We start from the raw sequence: 4,945 nt of genomic DNA, 5'->3' as shown, positions 1-4,945 counted from the left end.
CCCGGACGTATTGTCCGGGCAGCCGGGCGCTGTCCCCTCACCCTCCGGTCGTACCGCCACCGGGCGGACCGGGCGATCGGCAGCTACCTGACCGGCACCTGCGTCGCGTCCGCGGAGCCTTCACCGGCGACTTCGGTGCCGGCGGGCCCCGCCACCGCGGGTTCGGCAGCGTCCGCGCCCGTGGTCTCGGCGGCATCGATGGCCGGGGCCGTCCGGGACTTCCGCCACGCGAAGACGGTGAGCGCGACCGCCACCACGACGATCAACACGTAACCGGTCGTGCGGGGCGCGCCGTCGATATCGAAGTGCTTGAACAGCGTGCGAGAGTTGGTGAGGACCAGCAACCCGCCGACCCCGGTGCCCAGCACGCCCGGGGTGATCCGGCTGACCAGCCAGGCGGCAATCGGTGCGGCGAGCACGCCGCCGAGCGCCAGACCGGCGATGATCAGCAGGTTGTCGAAGAAGTCCGACCCGAGCCCCAGCAGGAAGCCGACGCTGGCGGAGGCCGAGACGATGAACTCCGAGGCACTCACCGAACCGATCACCGTGCGTGGCGCGGACCGTCCGGTGGTCAGCAGGGTGCTGGTCGTGACCGGCCCCCAGCCGCCGCCACCGCTGGCGTCGATGAAACCACCGAACAGGCCGAGCGGAGTCAGGAATTTCGCGGAGTGCGCGGTCTTCTCCGAGGCGGCGAATTCCACCGGCGGTCGCGACGAGAACCGGACGACCAGGAAGACACCGATCGCGAGGAGGATGCCGGCGGTGATCGGCGCGGCCGATTCGGTGGAGATCCGCGACAGCACGGTCGCGCCGAGGAAGGCGCCGACACCGCCGGGCACACCCAGCCGTAGGACGACCTTCCAGTCGATATTGCCGAACCGCCAGTGCGATGCCCCGGAGGCCAGAGTGGTGGCGACCTCGGCGAAGTGGACCGCCGCGCTCGCATGCGCGGCACCCGTGCCGCTGAGGACGAGCAGCGTCGTCGCGGTGACGCCGAAGGCCATCCCGAGCGTGCCGTCGACGATCTGCGCGCCGATACCCACAAGGGTGAAAACCAATAACTTGATCATGACGGTGTGCTCCCCGAACCTGGACCGGAGATCCGAGGGTACGACGTGGTCACGCGGTTGACACGGGTTGCGATCACCGTGAACGCAATACTGCCGGCCTGCCCTGTCGGCAGCCGCCACGGCGCCCTCGGGGGCGCGGAAATGAAGGCGACACCGCGGCATCCCTGGGGCACACTGGCCGCCGTGAGCGACCGCACCTTCCGTCAGATGATCCTGCGCGAACGGCCGGCCGCCGAAATCACCGCCGGTACTTTTGCCGAAAAGGCTAGCGCCTTCCCGGTATTGGAGAACGGCGAGGCCCTCGTACAGGTGGAGTGGCTCGGCATCGACGCCACCCAGCGCACCTGGCTCAACCCCGCGACGACGTATACGACGCCGGTCGGCGTGGGCGAGGTGATGCGCGGGAGCGGGGTGGGGCGGGTGGTCGCCTCCCGTGACCCGGCTACGGCGCCGGCCCCGCCAACTACATGCAGTTGGCCTTCCGCCGTGCCCGTATGGAGGGTTTCATCTTCTACGACCACCACGCCGATTTTCCGTCCGCCCTGGCCCGGCTCGCGGGCTGGGTCGCGGCGGGCGAGCTGGTCTGGGCCGAGGATGTCGTCGACGGTCTCGGCAACGCCCCGGCGGCCCTGCAGCGCCTCTTCGACGGGTCCAACCTCGGTAAACAGCTCGTCCGCGTCCGGTCGGCAGACCCCGAGGCCGGCTGAGACCAGCGCGTCGCGCACCGGGGGTCCCGGGCCGCCCCACGGCACCCGGGACCCGGGACCCGGCGCCGGACGGAAGAACTCAGTGCTGCGACTGCGGGCGCCGGATGATCGCCCCGGACCCGACCCCGCCGAGCAGCGAAATGATGCACAACCCCGCGATCAGGTTGATCACGGCCGTGGCGATCTTGGCGTCCACCCCGGCGACCAGGGTGAACGGCACCAGCGTCGCCAGCGCGGTGACCAGTCCGGTGATCCAGTAGAAGAACTGCATCGGGCTCGGCATCAGGGCGAGCAGCAGGTTCAGCAGACCGGTCGCGGCGATCGCGGCGGCCCCACCGGCCACGGCGTACGAGGTGGTCGAGACCGTGCCGTAGGCTCCCTCGCCCTCCGGTGAGAGGACCGCGATGTTCAGGATGCCGCGCACCAGCATGATCAGCACCACGATCACCAGCGCGACGACGATGGCCGTGCCGACACCGCCTGCCCACAGCCGTCCGACATTGATCTTCGGTTCGTTGGACCGCTCGGTCGACCGCTCGGGCTGGTCCGGCTGGTACCCGTATTCGACCTGGTGCCCGTACTCCGGCTCCGTCGAGTAACCCTGCTGCTGGGGATAGCCCTGCTGCGGGTAGGCCTGCGTCCGAGGGTAACCCTGGCGGTGAGGGTCCTGGCGCCCGTAATTGTGCGGCGGTTCCGTCATAGGGGGAAAGTACCCCGCATGAGCTCCGCGACCCACCCGAATCGGTAAGCGCATGTCGCGTTCCGGACCCGCTGCGTCCATGCGCGCGAGCGCGGGCGGCAGCCGCCGGGCGGGCGGCGCACCGTACGGACGGCAGTACGTCGGCCTCCTCGCCGAATCTCACTACGAGGCCGGGAGCAAGCGATTCACCGACGAAGCCCGGTCACGGCGTGACCGGGCTTCGCGGGGTCGAAACGACTTCGTACTAGGCGACCTGAGAGACCCCGGAGCAGTTCACCGTTTGCGGCACCAGACCCGAGTTGACCACCGTGAAATCGGTGCGAACGGCACCCGCACCGGTGAACGGGCTGAAGTACATTGTGCTGCCGTTACCGATCACGAAGCCCACAGACCCCCGCTGCGTTTCCGATCCCGACGCACCGGTGGTCAGATTGGTCCAGTTGAGGGTGACCTGCGTGTCGTATCCGCCCCAGGCGCTGCCACCGGCATGAATGGTGTAGTTCGCCCGACCGGGCGACTGGTACTGTCCGCCGACCACCTGGCCGGAATAGGGGAAGTCCGCGATAAAGGGACTCATACCCTGGCAGGTTGTCACCGTCCAATTATCGGCGGCCGACGCCGTCCCGGTCCCCGCGAATGTCAATGCCCCCAGTGCCGTGGCCGCGGCAGCAAATCTACCGATCTTGTTCATCTTCGCAACGTTGTTCCGCGAGAACATCTGCTGTTGACTTCCTCTCGAGGTTATTCGGGAAACCGAACATTACCCGCTACCCGTTACATTCCCGGCTCCGAGAATATTTGCACCGCCGCCTCTCCGGGTCTGTTCGGCCCCGCAAGGTAGAAGCATGCGTGCGCGAAAACCGCTCCGCTCACTCGGCAAGGCAGTCGTTCGCCCAGCTCTCGGTGCGAACCGAGAAACCTCCACGGCCGATCTCGGACAGGGCGTCCGACCTGCTGTATCGCACTGTCCAGTGCGGCCGGAATCCACACTCGGCGGAACTCGGATACCTCTGCCGCTGATTGCAACCGCGCAGCAAATCCGCGGAACGACCGTCTCGCCGATCCACACGACCCCTTGCTCCGCGGGGGCTGTGGATAGTGACAGGGCTCATAGGCGGGCAAAGTGGCGTTTCGGCTGTTTCGCGAAGGCAGGGCCGGTGATTGCATGCACTCGCCGGTTATCGGAATGGAATTGCCGTCGTCGTAATAAACCGCCACCCTGTCGAACTCGGAAGCGCGATAGCCGGCACAGGCGCTGCGGCGCACTCGAACGGCATCCGTCCGGATGTCGGGCCGCGACCATGCTCTTCGGCCTCGCAGCACCGGGGTGAGACCGGGGCAGCCGGTCAGGGCTCCGGCCACAGAACCGCCAGGGCTATCACCGCCAGGTGGCAGGCCCACCGCCACTACGAACCCAAGCGCGATCACGGCCGCCTCACGGCCTTTCGAGGGGTCATCGCCATCACCCCGATACCGGGTGGTGACGAGAAGCCTTATCGAGGGCCGGGCGGCGCTCGCACGCCTGCCCGAGGTGATACGCCGGTTGTACGGCGCGCTGCATGAAGCGACCGATACCGCGCCGATCTACACGATGCTCGCGCAGGCGTGGGCGGCAGCCGACCGCTCAACGCTCCAGTACAACTTGGCGGGATTCGGCCCGACCGTGCCGGATAGGCTGGATCAGGCCGCCGAGCGCGGCACAGACCCGCTGTACCGCCCGCAAGCCCTCATCAAACGCGCTCGGCGCCTTATGTATCTGAACCAACATGCAGTTGGGCTCGACCTCCGGGACACCGGGCGGTACCGGGTACACGGGCGGCATCTGATACCTACCAGCCTCGGACACCCTGTCCGACCTGCGGCGCAACAGTGCCCCCAGTGGGACTCGAACCCACACTTGGCGGATTTTAAGGTCGGCAAGCTGAATAATTGCAGGTCACGGCATCGTTGGTAGATGTGGGCGAATCGTCGTGACCTGGGAAAAACCCCGCTGGCAACGTTGGCGGGGTTTGTCGTGTGCGTATCTACTGCGGACCGATTGCGGACTGCTGGGCCAGGTGACTTCCCTTCCCCTGCTTCCTCATACTGGCCATCCCTGAGCTGAGGGAGGTCGTGTCAAGGGCGCTCTTTCCCTTGACTCGGCCGAGTGAGGTCAGACAATCGGGCCATGAGGAGGCAGGGATTACGCAACCAGCCCAGTCCCCACGGACGGAAGTCGACCATCAGATTCGTTCAGCAATTCATCCGCGCAGGTCAGATCGGTGTCGAACTTCCTACGACCGGGCCACAGCCAGGCCCCACGAGCGATTGCCGGCCGATTCGTGCTCGGGCTGCGGGAGACCAAGTCGGGTACGGCTCTCGTCGTGCCCACACTTCTCGGTTATCGAAAATCAACCATCTCGGGTCGGAAGCGGTGGCGCCTACGTGCCGCCGACGCACCGGTGCGCCGGTCCCGCCGAGCTTGCGAG

General features: G+C 67.2%; 4 protein-coding genes and 1 pseudogene. 2 read left to right on the top strand and 3 right to left on the bottom strand.

Features of this window, described 5'->3' with window-relative positions:
- Window positions 1-83: 83 nt before the first annotated feature.
- A complete protein-coding gene (locus ACLML9_RS27720) occupies window positions 84-1,070 on the bottom strand; it encodes a sulfite exporter TauE/SafE family protein (RefSeq protein ID WP_411948264.1) in 987 nt (328 codons plus the stop codon).
- 141 nt (window positions 1,071-1,211) lie between these two features.
- Here ACLML9_RS27720 and ACLML9_RS27715 point away from each other — a divergent pair.
- Window positions 1,212-1,505: pseudogene (locus tag ACLML9_RS27715) on the top strand (hypothetical protein); the annotation flags it as partial.
- 59 nt (window positions 1,506-1,564) lie between these two features.
- Window positions 1,565-1,777: a hypothetical protein gene (locus ACLML9_RS27710; protein ID WP_411948263.1), complete on the top strand. Its 213-nt coding sequence runs from the start codon at window positions 1,565-1,567 to the stop codon at window positions 1,775-1,777.
- Between the two features lie 79 nt (window positions 1,778-1,856).
- Here the strand turns inward: ACLML9_RS27710 and ACLML9_RS27705 are convergent, their stop codons facing one another.
- Entirely contained in the window at window positions 1,857-2,477 is a 621-nt protein-coding gene (locus ACLML9_RS27705) for a DUF6069 family protein (protein ID WP_411948262.1), read from the bottom strand.
- A gap of 244 nt (window positions 2,478-2,721) precedes the next feature.
- The gene (locus tag ACLML9_RS27700) at window positions 2,722-3,168 is read right to left on the bottom strand and encodes a hypothetical protein (RefSeq protein ID WP_411948261.1); all 447 of its coding nucleotides are present in this window, start codon (window positions 3,166-3,168) and stop codon (window positions 2,722-2,724) included.
- Window positions 3,169-4,945: the final 1,777 nt, after the last annotated feature.

The sequence above is a fragment of the Nocardia sp. NPDC002869 genome (assembly GCF_046764065.1).
In the GTDB taxonomy this organism is placed as follows: Bacteria; Actinomycetota; Actinomycetes; order Mycobacteriales; family Mycobacteriaceae; genus Nocardia; species Nocardia rhamnosiphila.
Note: the sequence above shows the minus strand (reverse complement) of the source record. Positions and strands in the feature narration are given on the sequence as shown.

Coding starts and splice junctions, on each gene's coding strand:
- ACLML9_RS27720 (WP_411948264.1), bottom strand. CDS start 1,070: ATGATCAAGTTATTGGTTTTCACCCTTGTGGGTATCGGCGCGCAGATC.
- ACLML9_RS27710 (WP_411948263.1), top strand. CDS start 1,565: ATGGAGGGTTTCATCTTCTACGACCACCACGCCGATTTTCCGTCCGCC.
- ACLML9_RS27705 (WP_411948262.1), bottom strand. CDS start 2,477: ATGACGGAACCGCCGCACAATTACGGGCGCCAGGACCCTCACCGCCAG.
- ACLML9_RS27700 (WP_411948261.1), bottom strand. CDS start 3,168: ATGAACAAGATCGGTAGATTTGCTGCCGCGGCCACGGCACTGGGGGCA.